The following is a 21,676-nucleotide window of genomic DNA, read 5'->3' on the forward strand; positions in this document are numbered from 1 at the left end:
GTCAGTACTTCAACAGACTGTCGTCGTCGACCGAGACGGATCGACGAGAGCGGAAGATCGCCATGATGACGGCCAGACCCACCACCACCTCGGCGGCGGCGACGACCATCGTGAAGAACGCGAAGACCTGTCCGTCCAGTCCGCCGTGCATCCGCGAGAACGTCACGAAGGCCAGGTTCGCGGCGTTGAGCATCAGCTCGATGCACATGAAGACGACGATGGCGTTGCGGCGCAGGAGGACACCGGCGGCGCCGATGGTGAACAGGGCCGCGGACAGGTACAGGTAGTACTCCGGGTTCATCGGCTCGGCCCGTCGCGGAACTGCCGACTGACCGACGACTCGGCGTCGCTGCCGTCGGGGAGACGAGCGGGCCGGTCCACACCGTTGTGGCGTGCGTAGACACCCGGGCTCGGCAGCGGTGTCACGCGGTCTCCGAAGCGGAACCTGTCCTGCGACAGCTCCTTCTGGGTTCTGGTCCGGCCGACGGCGTCCCGGTGGGTCAGCACCATGGCACCGATCGTGGCAGTGATGAGCAGCGCTCCGGTGAGCTCGAAGGCCCACACGTAGCGCACGAACACCAGCTCGGCGAGCCCCTCGACGTTCGCCGGCGACTGCGCGGTGAAGCCGCGGAAGTCGTTCAGCGCGGCATTGCCGAGCCCCCCGATCAGCAGGACACCGAATCCGAGACCCACGACGATGGCCGCGATGCGGTGCCCCCGTAGCGATTCGACGAGCGAGTCCGACGAGTCCACCCCCACGAGCATGAGTACGAAGAGGAAGAGCATCATCACGGCGCCGGTGTAGACCACGATCTGGACGACACCGAGGAAGACGGCACCCTGGACGATGTAGAAGATCGCGAGCACCACCATCGTCGATGCCAGGAACAGAGCCGAGTACACGGCTTTCGCCGACGCCACGACGCCCAGCGCGCCGATGAGAGCGAGCGGGGCGAGGATCCAGAAGGCGATGGCCTCGGAGGTCGAGACGATCATCGGTCCGCCTCCCGCCGGGCGATGACGGCCCCGCGGTAGTAGTCCTCGTCGGTGGCGCCGTCGGCCATGGCGTGCGGGGGCGCGTCCATCCCCTCGGCGAGCGAGGCCAACAGATCGGTCTTCTCGTAGATCAGATCGGCGCGGTTGTCGTCGGCCATCTCGTACTCGTTGGTCATGGTCAGGGCGCGGGTGGGGCACGCCTCGATGCACAGACCGCACCCGATGCACCGCAGGTAGTTGATCTGGTAGACGCGCCCGTACCGTTCGCCGGGCGAGTACCGCTCGGTCTCCGTGTTGTCGGCGCCCTCGACGTAGATGGCGTCGGCGGGGCACGCCCACGCGCACAGTTCGCAGCCGATGCACTTCTCCAGGCCGTCCGCGTAGCGATTGAGCTGGTGACGGCCGTGGTACCGCGTCGCCGTCGGCACCTTCTCCTCCGGATACGACTCGGTCTCCGGCTTCTTGAACATGGTGGCGAAGGTGACGCCGAAACCCGCCACAGGTCCGAGGAATTCAGGCATCGGTCGTCTCCTTGGTGATGGGTCGACGGCGGGCCGGACCGGGTGAGCGGTCCGGCATCGGAGGCACGGGGAACCCGCCCGCCGCGGCATCGACCCTCTGCTGGTCCGCCGTCGCACCGGAGTGGGTCCGTTCCAGGCGCCCACGCCGTAGCGTCCGGGCGAGCACGGCGATCAGGGCGGCGGTGTAGACCAGTGACACCACCACGGTGACCGGCCGGACGTGCGGGGAGTCGAGGAGGAGGACGCGCACGGCCGCGATGACCATGATCCACAGCAGCGCAGCGGGAATGAGCACCTTCCACCCGAAGTTCATGAACTGGTCGTAGCGCAGGCGTGGCAGGGTGCTGCGGAGCCAGACGAAGACGAACAGGAAGCCCCACACCTTGATCGTGAACCAGAGAACGGGCCACCAGCCCTGATTGGCGCCGTCCCACAGGCTGATCGGGAAGGGGGCGCGCCAGCCGCCGAGAAAGAGCGTGGTCGCGAGCGCCGAGACGGTGACCATGTTCACGTACTCCGCGAGCATGAACATGGCGAACCGGAGCGAGGAGTACTCGGTGTGGAATCCGCCGACCAGTTCGCCCTCCGCCTCGGGGAGATCGAACGGCGCACGGTTGGTCTCGCCCACCATCGAGGTGATGTAGACGAGGAACGACGGCAGCAGCATCACGACGAACCACAGGCGCTCCTGCGAGGCGACGATGCCGGACGTCGACATGGTGCCCGCGTAGAGGAACACGGCCGCGAAGCTCAGGCCCATGGCCACCTCGTACGAGATCACCTGCGCGGTCGAGCGCAGTGCTCCCAGAAGCGGATACGTGGAACCGGACGACCACCCGGCCAGGACGATGCCGTACACACCGATCGAGGTCACGGCCAGGATGTAGAGCACCGCGACGGGCATGTCGGTCAGCTGGAGCGGGGTGATGTGCCCGAACACCGACACGGTGGGGCCGAACGGGATCACGGCGAAGGCCATGAAGGCGGGGACGACCGAGATGATCGGTGCCAGCAGGTAGATCGGACGGTCCACGCCCCTCGGGACGATCCCCTCCTTCAGGGCGAGCTTCACACCGTCGGCGAGGCTCTGCAGGATGCCCCACGGCCCGACCCTATTGGGGCCGATGCGCATCTGCATCCAGGCCATGACCTTGCGCTCGGCGTAGATCGCGATGAGCGGTGTCAGCACGAGGAAGCCGAAGACGGCGAGCGCCTTGGCGACGACCAGCCACAGTGGGTCGATCCCGAAGACGGAGAGGTCGGTCATGACGGTGCTCCTGCCGAGAGACGCACGGCGGCACCGGGTGCGACGTGGAGGGTCGCACTCACTCGGGACGGTGCCGAGTTCCACGGCAGCCACACCACGTGGTCCGGCATGGCGGTGACGCGGAGCGGCAGCGTGATCGACCCCGAGTCGGTGGAGACGGTCAGTGGCTCACCGTCGGACACCCCGGTGTCGGCCGCGGTCGCGGGCGACAGCCGGGCGACGGGGGTCCGCGCCGTGCCGGCGAGATCGGTCTCCCCGTCCTGCATCCGCCCGGCGTCGAGCAGCATCCGCCAGCCGGCCAGTACGGCGGTTCCTGCGCCGAGGGCGGTCGGTGCCGCGCTGCCGCGGTCCGGAACGTCGGGGGATCCGGGTGCCGACCCGGCCGCGTCGAGTTCGCGGCGTGCCGCGTCGGCGTCCGGCAGTCCGAGGCGGTGACCCATCTCGGTGGCGATCGCGTCGAGGACCCGCAGGTCGGCCATCATGGACGGCGTCGGGAGTGCTGCTCCGAACGTGCGCCGGCGGCCTTCCCAGGTGGTGAACGATCCGGCTTTCTGCGCGACGGCGGCGACCGGGAACACGACGTCGGCCCGGTCGGTCACCTCGCTGCTGCGCAGATCCAGTGCGACGACGAAGGGGGCTCGGTCGAGCGCGGCGCGGGCCGCCTCGGGATCGGGGAGGTCGTCGAGCTCGACACCGGCCACGACGAGCGCGCGGAGGTCGGCGCCGAGGATGCCGACCGTGTCCCGGCCCGGTGTCGCCGGCAGATCGTCGACACCCCACGCCGCGGCCACCGCGTGCCGAGCCGCGGGGTCGTCCACCCGGCGACCTCCGTGCAGGAGGGTGGGGAACGCACCCGAGTCGAGGGCGCCGCGGTCACCGGCACGGCGGGGGATCCACGCGACGCGGGCGCCGGTGGTGTCGGCGGTGCGCGCGACCGCGGCGAGGGTGCCGGGGCTCGACGCCGCGCGCTCGCCGACGAGGATCACCGCGCCCGGCACGCGCAGCTGGTCGAGCACGTCCGGGTCCGCCAGCCCCGCGGCCTCCGTCCCCGGCACCGTGGGACGCACGTCGGCTCTCAGCTTCGTGCTGCCGGGCGACGTGAAGGGCGCCAGTGTCAGTACGCGAGTGTGTCCCCCGCGCACTGCCTTCCGCAGGCGGAGGAAGACGATGGGGCTCTCCTCCTCCGGTTCGAAGGACACGAGGACGACGATCGGTGCGTCCTCGAGTGCCGCGTACGTGACGTCGATCCCGCGGCCGGCCACCCGAGCGGACAGGAAGTCGGTCTCCTCCTCGGAGGTCTGGCGGGCCCGGAAGTCGATGTCGTTGGTACCCAGCGCGATCCGCGCGAACTTGCTGTAGGCATACGCGTCCTCGACGGTGAGACGGCCACCGGTGAGCACCCCGGCGTGTCCGCGAGCCTCCGCCAGGCCCCGAGCGGCCACCGCCAGGGCCTCCGACCACGACGCGGGCTCGAGGGTGGTTCCGCGTCGGACCAGCGGGGTGTCGAGGCGATCGGGCAGCGTGCCGTACGCGAACGCCCAGCGGCCCTTGTCGCAGCTCCATTCCTCGTTGACCTCGAGATCGTCGCCGGCCAACCGACGCAACACCTTTCCGCGGCGATGGTCCGTGCGCTGGGCGCACCCCACTGGAGCAGTGCTCGCAGACGCTGGGAGTCGACACCAGGTCGAAGGGCCGCGCGCGGAATCGGTAGGCGGTGTTGGTGAGTGCACCCACCGGGCAGATCTGCACGGTGTTGCCGGAGAAGTACGACTCGAACGGCTCGGCGCCGTAGATGCCGACCTGTTGCAGCGCACCGCGTTCGAGCAGATCGATGAACGGGTCACCGGCGATCTGCTCGGAGAAGCGCGTGCACCGGGCGCAGAGGACGCACCGCTCCCGGTCGAGCAGGACCTCGGTCGACAGGGGGATCGGCTTGGGATACGTGCGTTTGGTCTCCGTGAAGCGCGACTCGGTGCGGCCGGTGGACATGGCCTGGTTCTGCAGCGGGCACTCGCCACCCTTGTCGCACACCGGGCAGTCGAGCGGATGGTTGATCAGGAGCAGTTCCATCACTCCGCGCTGCGCCTTCTCGGCGATCTCCGAGCTGTGCTGCGTCCGGATCACCATGCCGTCGGACACCGTGGTGGTGCACGACGCCAAGGGCTTGCGTTGGCCCTCGACGTCGACCAGGCACTGCCGGCACGCGCCGACCGGGTCGAGCAGCGGGTGGTCGCAGAACCGCGGGATCTGCACACCGAGCATCTCGGCCGCCCGGATGACCAGGGTGCCCTTCGGGACCGACATCGGGACGCCGTCGAGGGTGATGTCCACCGTCGTCTCGGCGCACGCGCCGTCGTTCTGCACCGCGGTCATGTCAGTTGTCCTGCCATCAGGGTGGAGAGGTGCGGATCGAAGGGGCATCCACCCTGCTCCACGTGCGCCACGTACTCGTCCCGGAAGTGGGCGATCGACGAGACGATGGGGCTGGCCGCCCCGTCTCCCAACGCGCAGAACGACTTTCCCAGGATGCTGTCGGCGACGTCGAGCAGCTTCTGCAGGTCACCCTCCGATCCGGTGCCGTTCTCGAGGCGCGCGAGTATCTGCACCAGCCAGTAGGTGCCCTCGCGGCACGGGGTGCACTTCCCGCACGATTCGTGCGCGTAGAACTCGCTCCAGCGACGGACCGCGCGGACCACGCACGTCGTCTCGTCGAAGATCTGGAGTGCTTTCGTGCCGAGCATCGATCCCGCGGCACTCACGCCCTCGTAGTCGAGCGGGACGTCGAGGTGCTCGGCCGTGAAAATCGGGGTGGAGGATCCGCCGGGTGTCCAGAACTTCAGCGTGTGCCCGGCGCGGACACCGCCCGCGTGCTCGAGCAACTCGCGCAACGTGATGCCGAGCGGCGCCTCGTACTGTCCGGGGCGGGTGACGTGGCCGGAGAGCGAGTACAGCGTGAAGCCGGGTGACTTCTCACTGCCCATCGAGCGGAACCATTGCGTCCCGCGCGCCAGGACCGTCGGCACACTCGCGATGGACTCGACGTTGTTGACGACGGTGGGGCTCGCGTAGAGGCCCGCCACGGCGGGGAACGGTGGCCGCAGCCGGGGCTGGCCGCGGCGCCCCTCGAGGGAGTCGAGCAGTGCGGTCTCCTCGCCGCAGATGTAGGCGCCCGCCCCCGCATGGACGACGAGGTCCAGATCGAACCCGGAGCCCTGGATGTCCGTGCCCAGATACCCCGCGGCGTAGGCCTCGGCGACCGCGGCCTGCAGCCGCCGCAGCACCGGCACCACCTCACCGCGGAGGTAGACGAACGCGTGCGACGAGCGGATGGCGTACGCCGCGATCACGATGCCCTCGACCAGCGCGTGGGGTGTGGCCATCAGCAGCGGCATGTCCTTGCACGTGCCCGGCTCCGACTCGTCGGCGTTCACCACCAGGTAGTGCGGCACGGTCTGGTTCGCGGGTGTCGGGCCGTCCTGGGGGATGAAGCTCCACTTCGTGCCGGTGGGGAAGCCGGCGCCGCCGCGACCACGCAGGCCCGAGTCCTTGACCGTGCCGATCACCTCGTCGGGTGTCATCGCCAGGGCTGCGGCGAGACCGTCGTACCCGCCGTGGCGGCGGTAGGTGTCCAGAGTCCAGGACTCGGGCTCGTCCCAGTAGCGGCTCAGAACCGGGGTGAGTGTCACGGCCGGGCCTCCTTCGCTGCAGTGCCGTCCGGGCGGGGCACATCGGCCGACGGGGCGGGCGCGGGCTTGTCCGGGGTGGAGTCCGTCGGCGGCTCGGCTGCCGCCGCCGCGTCGGGTTCCGCGTGATCGGGGGCGCGCATGTCCTTCTCCCGCGCGACACGCAGGCCTGCCAGCGTCGCCTCGCCTGCGGTCGGTGCGTCGAGCGCGCCGGGCCGGGTGTCAGGGAAGCCCGCCAGGATGCGCGAGGTCTCGCGGAAGGTGCACAGGGTCGCACCGCGCGTCGGGGTGACCGGGCGCCCGGCGCGGAGTTCGTCGACCAGCGTGCGCGCCGACTCGGGAGTCTGGTTGTCGAAGAACTCCCAGTTCACCATCACCACCGGTGCGTAGTCGCAGGCGGCGTTGCACTCGATGTGTTCGAGCGTCACGGTGCCGTCCGTGACGCCGTCGAGGTGGTCGACGAGGGCCTCGTGAATGGCGTCCCCGCCCATCACGGCGCAGAGAGTGTTGGTGCACACGCCGACGAGGTAGTCGCCTGTCGGCTCGCGGCGGTACATCGAGTAGAACGTCGCCACCGCCGCGACCTCGGCACCCGTGAGGTCGAGTGTGTGCGAACAGAAGTCGATCGCGGCGGGGGTGAGGTACCCGTCCTCGGCCTGGAGCAGATGAAGGATCGGGATGATCGCGGACCGGGCGCGCGGGTAGCGGGCCACGATGGTGGCGGCGTCCGCCTCGAGGCGAGCCAGCACGTCCTCGGGGTAGGTCCGCCGGGCGCCTGGTCGCACGAGTTGGACGCGTTCCTCCGGACGGGGTCCGAAGGGTATCGCCACCGGTTCCCGTGCGCTCATCGGTCCACCCCACCCATCACGGGATCGATGCTCGCCACGGACGCGATCACGTCGGACACCATGCCGCCCTCGCACATCGCCGCGACGGCCTGCAGATTGGTGAACGACGGGTCCCCGGAAGTGCACACGGTAGGGCCGGGATCCACCGTCGGAGACCATGTGCACACCCAGCTCGCCGCGGGGTGACTCCACCGCGACGTACACCTGTCCCTCGGGCACGCGGATGCCCTCGGTGACGAGCTTGAAATGGTGGATCAGCGATTCCATCGATCCGTCCATGATCTTCTGCACGTGCTCGCGGGAGTTGCCCAGTCCGTCGGGGCCCGAGACCAGGTCCGCAGGCCACGCGATCTTCTTGTCCGACACCATCACGGGCCCCGGCGCCAGTCGGTCGAGGCACTGTTCGACGATCTTCAGCGACTCGCTCATCTCGTCGACACGGATGAGATACCGCGCGTAGCAGTCACTCTCCTGTTCGGTGATCACGTCGAACTCGTAGGTCTCGTAGCCGCAGTAGGGCTCCGCGCGACGGAGATCGTGGGGCAAGCCCGTGGCACGCAGCACCGGACCGGTGATCCCGAGTGCCATGCACCCGGTGAGATCGAGGTACCCGATGCCGCGGGTCCGACCCTTCCAGATGGGGTTGTCGTCCAGCATCGCGCTCATGTCGCGCAGGCGGATCGGCAACAGGTGCAGCAGGTCCCGGATCTTCGGCACGGCGTCGTCGGGCAGGTCCATCGCCAGCCCGCCCGGCCGGACGAACGCGTGATTCATCCGCAGGCCCGTGATCGTCTCGAAGATGTCGAGGATCAGTTCACGTTCCCGGAATCCGAAGAGCATGGCGGTGACCGCGCCGAGCTCCATGCCGCCGGTGGCCAGAGCGACCAGGTGCGAGGAGATGCGGTTGAGTTCCATCAGCAACACCCGGATCACGGTCGCGCGTTCCGGCACGTCGTCGGTGATGCCGAGCAGCTTCTCCACGCCGAGGCAGTACGCCGTCTCGTTGAAGAAGGGCGACAGGTAGTCCATCCGCGTCACGTAGGTGACGCCCTGCGTCCAGTTCCGGTACTCGAGGTTCTTCTCGATACCGGTGTGCAGGTAGCCGATTCCGCACCGCGCCTCGGTGACGGTCTCCCCCTCGATCTCGAGGATGAGGCGGAGGACCCCGTGCGTGGAGGGGTGCTGCGGTCCCATGTTGACGACGATGCGCTCCTCACCGGCGGTGCCGGCCAGGTCGACGATCTCGTCCCAGTCCTGGCCCGACGCGGTGTAGACGGTCGGCGTGGTGTGATCCTTCTCGAGTGTCATCAGTTGTACGACCTGCGCTGATCGGGGGGCGCGATCCGCGCGCCCTTGAACTCCACCGGGATGCCGCCCAGCGGGTAGTCCTTGCGTTGCGGGTGCCCCACCCAGTCGTCGGGCATCTCGATGCGTGTCAGGGACGGGTGCCCGTCGAACTCGATGCCGAAGAAGTCGTACGTCTCGCGCTCGTGCCAGTCGGTGGTGGGGTAGATGCCGCACAGCGACGGAATGTGCGGGTCGGACTCCGGCACTGACACTTCGAGACGCAACCGACGACCGTGCGTGATGGACTGCAGATGGTAGACGGCGTGCAGCTCGCGTCCGGTCTCACCGGGCTGGTGGACGCCACTGACACCGAGGCACAGTTCGAAGCGGAGTGCCTCGTCGTCGCGTAGCGCGGACGCGACAGCGGGCAGGTGCGTACGCGCGATGTGCAGAGTCAGCTCACCGCGGTGGAGCACGGCACGCTCGACGGCGTCGTCCCAACGTTCGTCCCGAGCCGCGAGCGCCGACTCCAGTGCGTCCGCCACGACGTCGTGGTCCCCACCGAACGGTCGACTCGCGTTGTCGTGTCGGGGTTTCGGCGGCGCCAGTCGGCCGTAACCCGACGTGTCGCCCGAACCGCGCACTCCGAACATGCCCCGCGCTCTCATCGCAGCAGCGTCTTCGCGTCGATGACGGACGGAGAACTCAGCGCGGCCTTCTCGGTCTCGGCGATGGCCCTCTCGCGGTCGACGCCCAGCGGCATCGCCTGGATCGACGCGTGCAACTGCAGGATGGCGTTGATCAGCATCTCGGGCCGCGGCGGACAACCGGGCAGATAGATGTCGACCGGTACCACGTGGTCGACGCCCTGCACGATGGCGTAGTTGTTGAACATTCCTCCCGAGGATGCGCAGACACCCATCGCCAGAACCCATTTCGGCTCGGCCATCTGGTCGTACACCTGCCGGAGCACCGGTGCCATCTTCTGGCTCACCCGTCCCGCGACGATCATGAGATCGGCCTGGCGGGGGGAGGCGCGGAAGGCTTCCATACCGAACCGGGCGAGATCGAACCGGCCGGACGTCGTCGACATCATCTCGATCGCACAGCACGCCAGTCCGAAGGTCGCGGGCCACAGAGACCCCTTGCGGGCGAAGCCGGCGAGGCCTTCGACAGTGGTCAGCAGGAAGCCGCTCGGCAGCTTCTCTTCCAATCCCATGCGATCACTTCTTCCACGGCGAGTGGATCAGTCCCAGCTGAGACCTCCACGACGCCACTCGTATGCGTAGGCGACGGAAACGTTGACGATGAACAGGGCCATCGCGGCGAGACCGAACACACCCAGTGCCTCGAAGTGCACAGCCCACGGGTACAGGAACACGATCTCGATGTCGAAGATGATGAAAAGCATTGCGGTGAGGTAGAACTTGACCGGAAAGCGACCGCCGCCGATGTGCTGCGGGGTGGGCTCGACGCCACATTCGTACGCGTCGAGCTTGGCGCGGTTGTATCGCTTCGGTCCCACTTCCGATGCCACGAGGACCGAGAACAGCGCGAAGGCGACCGCGATCGCGCCGAGAACGAGGACCGGCACATATGCGTTCATGCCACTCGAACTCCTGCCCGTGTCGTGGGTTCCGACCGGAACCGCCCTACGCCTCGAGGTGATCTGTGCCACACAGTAGGACTTTTTCGTCGCGATGGGTCCGGTTTGGTGACTCGGGCTCACAATCGTCGCGAATCGGTGATCCCCCGCGGCGTCACAGATCGGAGATCCGGCGGGGCCTCAGGCAGGGTCGCGGAGCAGTCCCACCACGGCGCGGCCGAGTTCGAGTGGGTCGATGGGGTGCGACACCGACGCGTCGGCACGCGACCAGGTGGCCAACCACGCATCGTCGGGGCGGCCGGTGAGCACGAGAAGTGGTGGACACGGGTCGATCTCGTCGCGCAGTTGCTTCGCGAGGCCCAGCCCGCCGACGGGAGCGCTCTCGCCGTCGAGGATCACCAGATCGACACCGCCGCGATCCAGGTGCTCGATCACGACGGGCGCCGTCGCCACGTCGAGATACTCGATCTCGGGCAGGTCGGGGTGCGGGCGACGGCCCAGCGCCTGGTGGACGAGCGCCCGCGTGGACGCGTGGCTGCTGTAGATCAGCACCGACAACGTTGCGTCCGCCACGGGTGGGACGTTACCCAGTGCGCTTCGCGCCCGTGCGCCTTTTGCGTATGCCTGGATGCGCAAGAGGCGCACAGGCGCGGAGCGCATCTACGACCGGTACAGCGACTCCTCGTATGCCGGCCCGTAGTACGCCCGCAGCTCCTCGAGCGATTCCGGCGAGTCGGGGATCAGCGTCTTGGAGATCTCTGCGACCGTCGGCAGCACCGACGGATTCCAGGTGTCCGGCTCCCACAGCCGTGACCGCAGGAACGCCTTGGCGCAGTGATGGAAGACCTGCTCGATGTCGACGACGAGCGCGAGGATCGGGCGGTGTCCCTTGACCACGAGGTCGTCGAAGAACGGCGCGTCGGAGATCAACCGCGCGCGGCCGTTGATGCGCAGCGTGTCCCCGCGTCCGGGAACCAGGAAGTCGAGACCCACGAACGGGTTGCTCAGCACGTTGCGGTACCCGTCCATCCGCTTGTTGCCGGGCCGTTCCGCCAGCGCGATGGTGGCGTCGTCGAGGACGTGCACCAGCGAGCCGGGCGGGTCTCCCTTCGGCGAGACGTCGCACCGTCCGGTCTCGTCGGCGGTGGCCACCAGGCAGAACGGCGAGGCCGCGAGGAAGTCGCGGTCGAGCGGATGCAGCCGGGGGCGATCCTTGTGGGCGGCGCGGAAGCTCGGCGTGCCGAACATCGCCGTCAGCGTCTCGCCGTCGGTCACCTGTGTCCACGTCACGACGCGTCACCCACCGGGAGTGCCGGGAGATTCTGCTCGATCTGCTCCCGCGTCGGCTCGAGCCACGGCGGCAGCTTCAACGAGCGCCCGAGTTCGAGCAGTGGCTCGTCGACGTCGAATCCCGGCGCCTCGGTCGCGATCTCGAACAGCACGCCGCCCGGCTCCCGGAAGTAGATCGACTGGAAATACTGCCGGTCCAGGATCTCGGTGACGTGCGCGCCGCTGTCGACCAGCTCGGTGCGCCAGGCGGTGAGCGTCTCGTGGTCGGGCGCACGGAAGGCGACGTGGTGAACGGTGCCGCCTGCCTGCAGACCACGGTCGCTGCGGTCGGTGACGACGTCGACCAGCGCGCCCGCGCCGCCCGCGGCCATGGCGAACCGCGCGCTCGCGGCACCGTCCGCCGCGACGGTCATGCTCATCCGGTCGGTGAGCAGCTCGGCTGTCGCGTCGAGTGTCGTCTCGGTGAGGGTGACCGAGTGCAGTCCGCGCACCGCGTGTTCGGTGGGCACCGATGCCACGCCGTCCCAGCCGGAGCGGGTGTCCCCGTCGGAGGCGATCAGGTCGAGGACCATGCCGTCGTGGTCGTACAGGCGCAGGACCTCGTCGTCGCCGCGGGTCACCGGCGCCTCGACGCGCACGTTCAGCTCCCGGAGCCGGTCGTGCCAGAAGGACAGCGACGAGCCCGGAACGCTGAACGCTGTCGAGGTCGCGAGTCCGGTTCCCTGTCGTCCGCGCTCGACGTCCTTCCACGGGAAGAAGGTGATGAGCGACGACGGGCTACCGCGGAAGTCCCCGTAATACAGGTGGTAGGTGCCGGGGTCGTCGAAGTTGACGGTCTGCTTCACCAACCGCAGGCCGAGCACGCGCGTGTAGAACTCCACGTTCCGGCCGGGGTCCGACGCGATGGCGGTGACGTGGTGAAGACCGAGAGGGGCGAGTGTCGTCATGGGACCATCGTCCTACGTGTGCGCCGATATCTCCGTGAAAGGGATGCAGTGACCGAAACGAACGATGCCTGGCCGGAACTCGTCGTGGACTCGTGGCAGGACACCCGCGACACCGTGCACATGTGGACGCAGATCGTCGGCAAGGTGCGCATGGCTCTGGCTCCGCCGCTCAACCACTGGTGGGGCGTGACGTCCTACGTCGATGCGTCCGGACTCACCACCTCGCTCATGCCCTACCGAGGCGGCGGAGTCGAGATCCGCTTCGACTTCCTCCGACACCGGCTTACCATCGAGACCACGTGGGGCGACGCACGCGAGATGGAGTTGCGGCCGCGCACGGTCGCGGACTTCCACGACGAGTTCTTCGCCCACCTCGAGGCGCTCGGGGTCCACGTCTCGATCATGGGCTCCCCTGTCGAGGTCGACCCGTCGATCCCGTTCGCCGAGGACACCGTGCATGCCAGCTACGACGCCGAGGGCGATGACGCGATACTGGCGCTCGCTGGTGTCGGCGCATCGGGTGTTCTCTGCGTTCCGCGGCGGGTTCCGCGGGAAGTCCAGTCCGTCCCACTTCTTCTGGGGGGCCTTCGACCTGGCGGTGACCCGGTTCTCGGGTCGCCCCGCGGCGCAGCACCCGGGCGGGGTGCCCAACTGCCCCGACTGGGTGATGCACGAGGCCTACAACGAGGAGGTGTCCAGCGCCGGGTACTGGCCCGGCGGGGCGTCGGAGGGCATCTTCTACTCGTACGCCTACCCGCAACCCGACGGCTTCGACACCGCGGTCGTCGAGCCGGCGCAGGCGTACTTCGATCGCGATCTCGGCGAGTTCGTGCTCCCCTACTCGGCGGTGCGTGAGGCCGAGGACGGCGACGCCCTGCTGCGGGAGTTCCTCGAGAGCACTGCACGCATCGCCGCGGACCTCGCGGAGTGGCCCGACGGTCAGGGCAGGATCGAGTCCACGTAGCCGCCGTCGACGCGCAGTGGCGCCGCCCGTGGTGGCCGACGCGAGAGGTGAACTGAGGTAGACCACCATGTTGGCGATCTCCTCGGGCTCGATGAGTCGCTGGATCAGGCTCTGCGGGCGGTACTTCACCATGAACTCGTGCTGCGCCTCGTCCCACGGCAACTCGTCGCCCACCAGATCGCGGACGAAGGTCTCGACACCTCCCGTGTGTGTCGGTCCGGCGATGACGGAGTTGACGGTCACGCCCGAGCCGGCCGCCTCCTTCGCGAAGCCGCGCGACACCGCGAGCAGCGCGGTCTTGGACATGCCGTAATGAATCATCTCGGCCGGAATCACGACGGCCGAGTCGCTGGCGATCGACAGGATCCGGCCCCAGCCCCGGTCCTTCATACCCGGAAGGTAGGCGCGGATCAGACGCACGGCGGCGAGGACGTTGACCTCGAAATAGCGGCGCCACTCGTCGTCGTCGATCTCCAGAGCCGTTGTGGCGCCGAAGATTCCGAGATTGTTCACCAGGACGTCGACATCGGGGTGTGCCTGCACCAGGGCGCGTGTGCCGTCCTCCGTGCTGACGTCCGCCGGGGCCGCGACGACCGTCGCGTCGGGTACCTCCGCGGTGAGACGGTCGAGTGCCGCACCGACGGACGCGTCGGACCGGCCGTTGATCAGCACGGTCGCTCCCGCTCGGGCGAGGCCGACGGCGATGGCGTAGCCGATGCCCTGCGTGGAACCCGTGACGAGGGCTGTCCGGCCGCTCAGATCGATCTGCATGTGTCCTCCTGGTGTCAGGTACGGGTCAGCAGCATCGGCAGGTGGTCTATTCCTGCCTCCAGATAGTTCGGCCCGGTGCGCACGAAGCCGAGGCGCCCGTACCACTCCTCCAGGTAGGCCTGGGCGGAGATCGCGACGTCGGTGCCCGCGAACTCGATCGCCGCCCGCACCAGGTCGGCGGCCAGCCCGCGTCCGCGTGCCGCCGACGCCGTGGCGACGCGGCCGATGTGGGCCGGCACCTCGTCCTGCAGCACCCGCAGTGTCGCGAGCACGTCGCCGTTCGGCTCCTCCGACCAGAACAAGGTGGTCGTGGGTTCGAGATCGCGCCCGTCGATCTCCTGCTCGCCGACGATGCCCTGCTCGTGGATGAACACCTCGGTGCGCAACTGCAGGACGCGGTACAGCGCAACGGGATCGACGTCTCGAACGGTGGCGTGATGGATGCTGGTCACCGCACCACTATCCCAGGGCCGCGAACCCCACCGGATCCGAGAGCAGGGTCGCGACGGTGGACAGAAATGTCGAGCCCTGTTCGCCGTCGACGAGCCGGTGATCGAACGACAGACTGAGGGTCGTGACGTGCCGCAGCGCGATCTCCCCGCGGTACTCCCACGGCTGACGCCGGACGGCCCCGAAGCACAGGATGGCGGCTTCGCCGGGCGTGAGGATCGGTGTGCCCGAATCGATGCCGAACACGCCGATGTTGGTGATCGTGATGGTCCCGTCGGCGAGTTCCGCCGGACCGGTCTTTCCCCTCCTTGGCGACGGCGGTGAGCGCGGACAGTGACGAGCACAGGTCGCGGAATCCGAGGGTCTGCGCGTTCTTGATGTTGGGAACCATCAGCCCGCGCGGTGTCGCCGCGGCGATACCGAGGTTCACGTACTTCTTGGTGACGATCTCGTTCGCCGCCTCGTCCCACGACGAGTTGAGGCTCGGGTGCTCCCGGACGGCGATGAGCAGGGCCTTCGCGACGAGAGCGAGCGGCGTCACGCGGACACCGGCCAGCAGTGGGCTCGCCTTCAGCTCGTCGAGCAACTCCATCATCGGTGTGACGTCGACGGTGACGAACTCGGTGACGTGCGGCGCGGTGAACGCGCTGCGCACCATGGCCTCGGCGGTGTGCTTGCGGACGCCCTTGATCGGCGTGCGCTCCTCGTCCGCGTGCGGCGCGGAGGAGACGGCCAGGTCGTCGCGGGTCACGTTGCCGTGCGGTCCCGTCGGGGCCACGGTCGCGAGGTCGATACCGCGCTCGCGCGCTTCCTTGCGTACCGGCGGCGCGGCCAGGGGCCGTCGACTCGATGTCTCCTCCGCGACGCCGTAGCCGACGAGGACGGGCGTCCGCGTCGGCGCGGCCTCGACCGTCTCGGACTCCGCCTTCTCGACCGACGGCTCGGGACGCGCGTCGGCTGCCGCCTCGTCGGCGGTGTCGGGCGAGGCCGGACCGGTCGTCGCCGGACCCGCCACCTCGATGTCGAGGAACGGTGCGCCCACGTCGATGGTGGTGCCCTCCTCGGCGTGCCGCGCCACGACCACGCCGGCATAGGGAGACGGCAGTTCGACGGACGCCTTCGCAGTCTCGACCTCGGCGATGGTCTGGTTGAGCGTGATGGTGTCGCCGACGTCGACCGACCAGGTGAGCAGCTCGGCGTCGGCGAGCCCCTCGCCGAGGTCCGGCAGCAGGAATGTCTTGACCGTGGACATGGCGGATGCTCCTCGTGAGTGCACTCGTGAACGCTGTGTGTCAGGTCACACAATCACCAAGCCGCACAGTGCGCAAGAGACGGCCGACCGAGTGAGCACGATGACCAACGGCGGCGGTCGAGCGAGGCGGTCGGTCGTGCACCGTGCGCCAGCGCAGTGCGGCCACGATCTCGCGCGCGGTGTTCTCGTGACTTTCCGCCGTGGGGTGCAGCGGCACCACCGCGTCCGGAGACGTCGGCACCGCGCCGACCATCCAGCTGTCGGCGGCGCACACGTCGTGGTCACGGGTGGTCGGCGCGAGGTCGACGAACGTGGCGTCGTGCGCGGCGGCGGCGCGACTCATCACCGAGTTGAGCTGATCGATGCGGGCCTGTAGGTAGGTCGCGTCCGCGGGCCGCACGGGCTGCGAGTCGAGGCAGCCACCGGGCCGGATGCCGGTGGGATACCCGACCATCACCACCTGCGCGGCCGGCGCCCGGCGGGCGATCTCGTCGAGGATCGTGTCGTACGTCGCGGCGAAGGCGTCGATACGGTCGCTGTAGGTGTCCGGACGATCGGAGCACGACGGCGTCAGAGGAGCCGGGAGCACGCTGATACAGCCCGCCGCGAGCTGAACCAACTGGATGTCGTTGCCGCCGATTCCCAGGGTGACGAGCGTGGTGTCCGGACCGAGCGCGTCGAACTGCGGTGCGGCGACTCCGCCGCCGAGCCCGGTCTGCGGTCCCGCGAGGTTCTCGCTCTCCGCGGCGCCGCACGTCACGTCGCGCACCGTGTCGATGCCGAGTTCGCGAGCGACGAGCGTGGGGTAGTTCACCGCGGACCGGCCGCAGATCCCGGACGGTGTCTGCGGTGCGATTCCGCTGCCGGCGGAGAACGAATCTCCCAGCGCGACATACGCACCGGGTGCCGGCGCGGCGGTCGCGGGAGCGGCGGACAGAGTGCTCGCGGCGGCGGCAGCCGACACTGCAACGACGAGTCGGCGTGTCGACATGCGCGCAGTCCTAGTCGGCGTCGTTCGATGCTTCCGACTCCGCGACGTCGGGTGCGTTCTCCCGCGTCGCCATACCGCCGGCGCCGCCCTGATCGGCGGGTCCGGGTCGACCGCCCTTGGGCTCGTCGGTGGAGTCGTTCGTCGTCGTCTTCTCGGCCATGGACTCAGCGTAAACGGCCGTGGCGCCGTCGGACGTCGAAAGGTCGGGACCGGGTGCACGCATCCCTACCGCCGCCAGTTCGAGCGCCGCGAGCGAGCGGACCACGGCGGGGTCGCCCGCGCGCCAGGCGCCGGCGGGATCGGGATGGATGTGCGTCAGTTCCGTCAGCGGTCGCCGCGCGAGAGCACGCAGCGCGAAGAGGTCGAGGTCGGCGCCGGACCGGAGCAGCGCCGCCGCGGCGGTGGCCTGCCGGGCGAAGCGGATCCGCCGCGGGAGCCACAGGAGCAGCAGCGCGACGATGGGGAGCAGGGCGACGGTGACACCGAGGAACGACGCCAGCGCCTCGACCGCCGCGACCTGCGCCTCACCTGCGCCGCGCAGTGCGGCGCCGGCGTCCCCGGCCCGGTCGAACGGTGTGCGGACGTCGTCACCGATGAGTGGGACGGAGGACACCCGTTCGCCCGCGGACCGGAGGTTGTTCTCCAGTCCGCTTCCGGCGTCGGCGATCTCGCGTCCGGGCGCCGCCAACGCCATCACCGCGTCGTGCAGCGCCGAGCCCACCCGGATCCAGACCACGGTCCACACCGCGACCACCACGTCGGCGACCACCTGGCGGGTCCGGCGGGCGGGCAGCTCCGAGTAGAGGGTCATCACACGGATTCCGACCAGACGCCTGTCGCGAGGAAGTGGTCGATGCAGGCGCGGTGTGCGTCGAGGTTCATGCCGTGGCTTCTCACCCAGGCGTCGTCGTAGTAGGTGCCCTCGTAGCGCTCTCCCCCGTCGCACAGCAGCGTGACGATGCTCCCCTGCTCTCCGCGAGCCTTCATGTCCGCTGCCAACCGGAACGCGCCGACGAGGTTGGTCCCGGTCGATCCACCGGCGTGCAGGCCCGTCACCTTGGTCGAGCATGCGGACGGCCGCCACCGAGGCGGCGTCGGGGATCTGCACCATGTGTTCGATGACGGCGGGGACGAACGACGGCTCGACGCGGGGCCGACCGATTCCCTCGATGCGCGATCCGGTGCCGACGGCGTCGCGGGTGTCGTCGCGCCACGCCTCGAAGAACGCGGATCCCTCGGGGTCGACGACGCACACCCGGGTGGGCACGCGCCGGTAGCGGCAGTACCGGCCGATGGTCGCGCTGGTGCCACCGGTGCCGGCGCCGACCACCACCCAGGTGGGGACGGGGAACCGTTCGAGGGCCATCTGATCGAAGATGGAGGCGGCGATGCTGTTGTTGCCGCGCCAGTCGGTGACCACCGACGCATTGGTGAACTGGTCGAGATACAGCCAGTCCTTCTGCGCACCCAGTTCCTCCGCGACGTCGTACACGGCACCCGAGTGCTCGACGAGGCGACAGATGCCGCCGTAGCGCTCGATCAGCGCGATCTTCGTCGGGCTGGTGGTGGCCGGCATGACCGCGACGAACTCGAGGCCGATGAGCCGGGCGAAGTACGCCTCCGACACGGCGGTCGACCCGGACGACGCCTCGACGAGCGTGGTGCGGGGCCCGATGTCCCCGTTGGCCAGGCCGAAGAGGAAGAGCGACCGCGCGAGCCGATGCTTGAGCGATCCGGTGGGGTGGACCGACTCGTCCTTGAGGTAGAGATCGATGCCCCACTCGGCCGGCAGTGGGAAGGGATGCAGATGAGTGTCCGCGCTGCGGTTCGCGTCGGCCTCGACGATGCGCAGCGCGTTCTCCACCCAGGAACGGTCCTCGATTCTCATGACGGTCATTCTGTCCGACGCGCGGCCCCGCTCGGTGGTTGACTGCGGTGGTCAGGGGGAACTCGACCTGTCGAGCCCCCACCTTCACGAGAGGCACCTGTGACGACCGCATACATCAATGCCATCTCGACCGCCGTTCCCGAGCACGACGTCCACGACGACTTCGTCGCCTACGCCGACAGCACGTTCACGCTGCGACGGAAGCAATTGCTGTTCCGCCGCATGGCGGATCGCGCGCAGATCTCGCACCGGTGGTCCGCGTTCCCGTCCATCGCCAGTTTCTACGGCGACGATCCCAACGCCGTCGACACGCAGGCGCGGATGCAGGAGTTCGAGCGCACCGCTCCCGGACTCGCCGTTCGTGCCGTCGACGGGCTCGGCCTCGGCGACGCGGCAGGGGGCATCACCCATCTCATCGTCCTGACATGTACCGGGTTCTACACTCCGGGAATCGATTTCGAGATCATGAAGCAGTGCGGCGTGCCCACCACGGCAGAGCGCACCCAGGTCGGTTTCATGGGCTGCTTCGCCGGCATCAACGGTCTCAAGCTCGCCCACCACATCGTGCGCTCCGAGCCCGCCGCGAAGGTGCTCGTGGTCAGCGTCGAACTGTGCTCGCTGCACATGCAGCAGACCGACGATCTCGAGACGATGCTGTCGTTCCTGGTGTTCGGCGACGGCGCCGCGGCCGTGCTGGTCACTGCCGAGTCCACCGGTCTGGCCATGGACTCCTTCCAGGCCCTCATGATCGAGGACTCCCGCGACCTCATCACCTGGCGCATCGGCGGCATGGGGTTCGACATGGTGCTCTCCGGCAAGGTGCCGGGCTCGTTGTCACGCGCGTTGGACGAGACCACGATGAAGACGGTGCTCTCGGGGGCGGAGACGTCGTCGATCGACCTGTGGGCCGTGCATCCCGGTGGTCGCTCGATCCTCGACGCGGTGGAGGGCGCGCTGCACCTCGACGCAGACGCTCTGACGTCGTCGCGCCGCGTGCTCGAGAACTACGGCAACATGTCGTCGGCCACCGTGCTGTTCGTGCTCGCGGACATGCTCGAGCGGGGTGACACCGGGTCGGGATGCGCGATGGCGTTCGGCCCCGGACTCACCGCCGAGACCATGCTGTTCCACGCAGCCTGATCACCCCAGCCGTTCGATCGACCCAGCCGTTCCGTCAATCCAGCAGGCGCGTGGCTTCCTCGCGTAGTTCGATCTTGCGGATCTTGCCGGTCACGGTCATGGGGAAGGCATCCATGACGCGCAGGTAGCGCGGGATCTTGTATCGCGCGATGCGGCCGTCGCAGTAGGCCCGGAGATCGTCGACGGTCATGGCCGCCGCGCCCTCACGCAGACGGACGCAGGCCATCAGTTCCTCGCCGTACTTGTCGTCGGGCACACCGATGACCTGGGCGTCCAGGATGTCGGGGTGGGAGTACAGGAACTCCTCGATCTCACGGGGGTAGATGTTCTCGCCGCCGCGGATCACCATGTCCTTGATGCGCCCGGTGATGGCGACGTAGCCGTCGTCGTCCATGGTGCCGATGTCGCCCGTGTGCATCCAGTGCTCGGAATCGAGTGCCTCGGCGGTCTTCTCGGGGTCGTCCCAGTAACCGAGCATCACGGAGTACCCCCGTGTGCACAGTTCACCGGGCTCTCCGCGGGGAACCGTCTCCCCGGTGACGGGGTCGACGATCTTCACCTCGAGATGCGGTCCGACTCGTCCGACCGTGGACACGCGCTGCTCGATCGTGTCGTCGGAGCGGGTCTGCAGTGACACCGGGGACGTCTCGGTCATCCCGTAACAGATGGAGACCTCCGCCATTCCCATGACGTCGATGACCTGCTTCATCACCTCGGTGGGACAGGGTGATCCGGCCATGATGCCCGTGCGCAGCGACCGAAGATCGTGCTCCGCCAGGTCGGGAACGGCCAGTTCCGCGATGAACATGGTGGGAACTCCGTAGAGCGAGGTGCACCGCTCGGCGGAGACCGCGGCCAGTGTCGCTGCCGGATCGAACGACGGTCCCGGGATCACCATGGTCGAACCGTGCGAGGTGCAGGCGAGGTTTCCCATCACCATCCCGAAGCAGTGATAGAACGGCACGGGAATGCAGACACTGTCCGCCTCGGTGTAATGGCAGAGTTCGCCGACGAAGTAGCCGTTGTTCAGGATGTTGCGGTGGCTCAGCGTCGCGCCCTTGGGGAATCCCGTGGTGCCGGAGGTGTACTGGATGTTGATGGCGTCGTCGGGGCCGAGTTCGGCACTGCGCCGGTCGAGTTCGTCCACATCGACGGACTCACCATCGGTGACGAGGTCGGTCCAGTCGTCGGTGCCGAGGTACACGACGTGGGCCAGATCGGTGCACTCGCCGCGCACGGCGTCGATCATCGACGCGTAGTCCGAGGTGCCGTGCGCCCGGACCGCCACCAGCATGGTGGCGCCGGACTGGTCGAGCACGTACTGCAGCTCGTGCGCACGGTAGGCAGGGTTGATGGTCACCAGCACCGCGCCGATCTTCGCGGTGGCGTACTGGACGATGGTCCACTCCGGGCAGTTCGGTGCCCAGATCCCCACGCGATCCCCGCGACGGATTCCGCGCGCGAGCAGGCCGCGGGCGAGATCGTCGACGTCGGATCGCAACTCGTCGTACGTCCACCGGCGACCGGACGCGACGTCCACGAGAGCGTCCGACGAGCCCACCCGCGCGGCGGTGCGATCGAAGTTCCGTCCGATCGTCTCGTCGAGCAGCGGCGTGTCGGTCGGGCCGGACGAGTAGGAAGTCTGCGGTGACAAAGTCGCTCCTCGAGGCTCGGGTACTTCCGCGACGCTAATCCATGGGACGGCCGCCCGTCTGCGGTTTCCCCGATTTCGGTTAATCGTGATTCATCGAAGTGGCGGTGTTTCCGATCGGCGT

The 21,676-nt window shown here is 68.6% G+C and carries 17 protein-coding genes and 6 pseudogenes; 2 read left to right on the forward strand and 21 right to left on the reverse strand.

Features of this window, described 5'->3' with window-relative positions; all coding sequences use genetic code 11:
* Position 1: 1 nt before the first annotated feature.
* The 14 genes and pseudogenes from nuoK to QE449_RS01695 all read right to left on the reverse strand — a co-directional run bounded on the left by nuoK (position 2) and on the right by QE449_RS01695 (position 12,445).
* Positions 2-301, reverse strand: coding sequence for an NADH-quinone oxidoreductase subunit NuoK (gene nuoK / locus QE449_RS01630; RefSeq protein WP_056440973.1), 300 nt, complete (start codon positions 299-301; stop codon positions 2-4).
* Positions 298-996 (reverse strand): NADH-quinone oxidoreductase subunit J, encoded by a 699-nt coding sequence (locus QE449_RS01635; RefSeq protein ID WP_307108070.1) that lies wholly within the window; start codon positions 994-996, stop codon positions 298-300. Before QE449_RS01635 ends, nuoK begins: the two co-directional genes overlap by 4 nt.
* Positions 993-1,517 (reverse strand): NADH-quinone oxidoreductase subunit NuoI, encoded by a 525-nt coding sequence (gene nuoI, locus QE449_RS01640; protein WP_027506032.1) that lies wholly within the window; start codon positions 1,515-1,517, stop codon positions 993-995. Before nuoI ends, QE449_RS01635 begins: the two co-directional genes overlap by 4 nt.
* On the reverse strand, positions 1,510-2,784 hold the full coding sequence (nuoH, locus tag QE449_RS01645) for an NADH-quinone oxidoreductase subunit NuoH (protein ID WP_307108071.1): 1,275 nt from the start codon (positions 2,782-2,784) through the stop codon (positions 1,510-1,512). Before nuoH ends, nuoI begins: the two co-directional genes overlap by 8 nt.
* A pseudogene (locus tag QE449_RS01650) lies at positions 2,781-5,157 on the reverse strand (NADH-quinone oxidoreductase subunit G). The gene nuoH and the pseudogene QE449_RS01650 overlap by 4 nt, the downstream one beginning before the upstream one ends.
* Positions 5,154-6,470 (reverse strand): NADH-quinone oxidoreductase subunit NuoF, encoded by a 1,317-nt coding sequence (nuoF, locus tag QE449_RS01655; protein WP_285186536.1) that lies wholly within the window; start codon positions 6,468-6,470, stop codon positions 5,154-5,156. Before nuoF ends, QE449_RS01650 begins: the two are co-directional and overlap by 4 nt.
* Positions 6,467-7,315 carry an NADH-quinone oxidoreductase subunit NuoE gene (nuoE, locus tag QE449_RS01660; RefSeq protein ID WP_082544271.1) on the reverse strand — a complete coding sequence of 283 codons (849 nt, stop codon included), beginning with the start codon at positions 7,313-7,315 and terminating at the stop codon, positions 6,467-6,469. The genes nuoF and nuoE overlap by 4 nt, the downstream gene beginning before the upstream one ends.
* A pseudogene (gene nuoD, locus QE449_RS01665) lies at positions 7,312-8,623 on the reverse strand (NADH dehydrogenase (quinone) subunit D). The gene nuoE and the pseudogene nuoD overlap by 4 nt, the downstream one beginning before the upstream one ends.
* Entirely contained in the window at positions 8,623-9,270 is a 648-nt protein-coding gene (locus QE449_RS01670) for an NADH-quinone oxidoreductase subunit C (protein WP_222632355.1), read from the reverse strand. The pseudogene nuoD and the gene QE449_RS01670 overlap by 1 nt, the downstream one beginning before the upstream one ends.
* Entirely contained in the window at positions 9,267-9,821 is a 555-nt protein-coding gene (locus QE449_RS01675; RefSeq protein ID WP_027506037.1) for an NADH-quinone oxidoreductase subunit B family protein, read from the reverse strand. The genes QE449_RS01670 and QE449_RS01675 overlap by 4 nt, the downstream gene beginning before the upstream one ends.
* A 27-nt stretch (positions 9,822-9,848) precedes the next feature.
* On the reverse strand, positions 9,849-10,208 hold the full coding sequence (locus tag QE449_RS01680; protein WP_027506038.1) for an NADH-quinone oxidoreductase subunit A: 360 nt from the start codon (positions 10,206-10,208) through the stop codon (positions 9,849-9,851).
* A 180-nt stretch (positions 10,209-10,388) separates the two neighbouring features.
* Positions 10,389-10,781 (reverse strand): hypothetical protein, encoded by a 393-nt coding sequence (locus tag QE449_RS01685; protein ID WP_222646419.1) that lies wholly within the window; start codon positions 10,779-10,781, stop codon positions 10,389-10,391.
* An 87-nt stretch (positions 10,782-10,868) separates the two neighbouring features.
* Positions 10,869-11,498 carry an MSMEG_1061 family FMN-dependent PPOX-type flavoprotein gene (locus tag QE449_RS01690; protein WP_027506040.1) on the reverse strand — a complete coding sequence of 210 codons (630 nt, stop codon included), beginning with the start codon at positions 11,496-11,498 and terminating at the stop codon, positions 10,869-10,871.
* Positions 11,495-12,445 carry a ring-cleaving dioxygenase gene (locus QE449_RS01695; protein ID WP_056440995.1) on the reverse strand — a complete coding sequence of 317 codons (951 nt, stop codon included), beginning with the start codon at positions 12,443-12,445 and terminating at the stop codon, positions 11,495-11,497. Before QE449_RS01695 ends, QE449_RS01690 begins: the two co-directional genes overlap by 4 nt.
* Positions 12,446-12,565: 120 nt before the next feature.
* On the opposite strand from QE449_RS01695, the pseudogene QE449_RS01700 reads away from it, so the two are divergent.
* Positions 12,566-13,409, forward strand: a pseudogene (locus QE449_RS01700) (DUF5996 family protein).
* On the opposite strand, the pseudogene QE449_RS01705 reads toward QE449_RS01700, so the two are convergent.
* The 6 genes and pseudogenes from QE449_RS01705 to QE449_RS01730 all read right to left on the reverse strand — a co-directional run bounded on the left by QE449_RS01705 (position 13,385) and on the right by QE449_RS01730 (position 18,770).
* Positions 13,385-14,180, reverse strand: a pseudogene (locus tag QE449_RS01705) (SDR family NAD(P)-dependent oxidoreductase). The pseudogenes QE449_RS01700 and QE449_RS01705 sit on opposite strands and share 25 nt — an antisense overlap.
* A 14-nt stretch (positions 14,181-14,194) precedes the next feature.
* Positions 14,195-14,632 (reverse strand): GNAT family N-acetyltransferase, encoded by a 438-nt coding sequence (locus QE449_RS01710; protein WP_307108072.1) that lies wholly within the window; start codon positions 14,630-14,632, stop codon positions 14,195-14,197.
* 7 nt (positions 14,633-14,639) lie between these two features.
* Positions 14,640-15,882: pseudogene (locus QE449_RS01715) on the reverse strand (dihydrolipoamide acetyltransferase family protein).
* A 40-nt stretch (positions 15,883-15,922) separates the two neighbouring features.
* Positions 15,923-16,873 (reverse strand): SGNH/GDSL hydrolase family protein, encoded by a 951-nt coding sequence (locus tag QE449_RS01720; RefSeq protein ID WP_307108073.1) that lies wholly within the window; start codon positions 16,871-16,873, stop codon positions 15,923-15,925.
* A gap of 10 nt (positions 16,874-16,883) precedes the next feature.
* A complete protein-coding gene (locus QE449_RS01725) occupies positions 16,884-17,687 on the reverse strand; it encodes a hypothetical protein (RefSeq protein WP_307108074.1) in 804 nt (267 codons plus the stop codon).
* Positions 17,684-18,770: pseudogene (locus QE449_RS01730) on the reverse strand (PLP-dependent cysteine synthase family protein). The gene QE449_RS01725 and the pseudogene QE449_RS01730 overlap by 4 nt, the downstream one beginning before the upstream one ends.
* Before the next feature lie 90 nt (positions 18,771-18,860).
* Between QE449_RS01730 and QE449_RS01735 the strand changes: the two are divergent.
* Positions 18,861-19,901 carry a type III polyketide synthase gene (locus tag QE449_RS01735; RefSeq protein ID WP_307108075.1) on the forward strand — a complete coding sequence of 347 codons (1,041 nt, stop codon included), beginning with the start codon at positions 18,861-18,863 and terminating at the stop codon, positions 19,899-19,901.
* Between the two features lie 34 nt (positions 19,902-19,935).
* Here the strand turns inward: QE449_RS01735 and QE449_RS01740 are convergent, their stop codons facing one another.
* Positions 19,936-21,555: an AMP-binding protein gene (locus tag QE449_RS01740; protein ID WP_307108076.1), complete on the reverse strand. Its 1,620-nt coding sequence runs from the start codon at positions 21,553-21,555 to the stop codon at positions 19,936-19,938.
* Positions 21,556-21,676 lie beyond the last annotated feature (121 nt).

Source organism: Rhodococcus sp. SORGH_AS_0303 (genome assembly GCF_030819335.1).
Taxonomy (GTDB): domain Bacteria; phylum Actinomycetota; class Actinomycetes; order Mycobacteriales; family Mycobacteriaceae; genus Rhodococcoides.

Excerpts from the sequence above, each read along its gene's own strand:
- nuoH (WP_307108071.1), bottom strand. The coding sequence starts at position 2,784 with ATGACCGACCTCTCCGTCTTCGGGATCGACCCACTGTGGCTGGTCGTC.
- QE449_RS01680 (WP_027506038.1), bottom strand. The coding sequence starts at position 10,208 with ATGAACGCATATGTGCCGGTCCTCGTTCTCGGCGCGATCGCGGTCGCC.
- nuoE (WP_082544271.1), bottom strand. The coding sequence starts at position 7,315 with ATGAGCGCACGGGAACCGGTGGCGATACCCTTCGGACCCCGTCCGGAG.
- QE449_RS01695 (WP_056440995.1), bottom strand. The coding sequence starts at position 12,445 with ATGACGACACTCGCCCCTCTCGGTCTTCACCACGTCACCGCCATCGCG.
- nuoI (WP_027506032.1), bottom strand. The coding sequence starts at position 1,517 with ATGCCTGAATTCCTCGGACCTGTGGCGGGTTTCGGCGTCACCTTCGCC.
- QE449_RS01635 (WP_307108070.1), bottom strand. The coding sequence starts at position 996 with ATGATCGTCTCGACCTCCGAGGCCATCGCCTTCTGGATCCTCGCCCCG.
- QE449_RS01675 (WP_027506037.1), bottom strand. The coding sequence starts at position 9,821 with ATGGGATTGGAAGAGAAGCTGCCGAGCGGCTTCCTGCTGACCACTGTC.
- nuoK (WP_056440973.1), bottom strand. The coding sequence starts at position 301 with ATGAACCCGGAGTACTACCTGTACCTGTCCGCGGCCCTGTTCACCATC.
- QE449_RS01720 (WP_307108073.1), bottom strand. The coding sequence starts at position 16,873 with ATGTCGACACGCCGACTCGTCGTTGCAGTGTCGGCTGCCGCCGCCGCG.
- QE449_RS01670 (WP_222632355.1), bottom strand. The coding sequence starts at position 9,270 with ATGAGAGCGCGGGGCATGTTCGGAGTGCGCGGTTCGGGCGACACGTCG.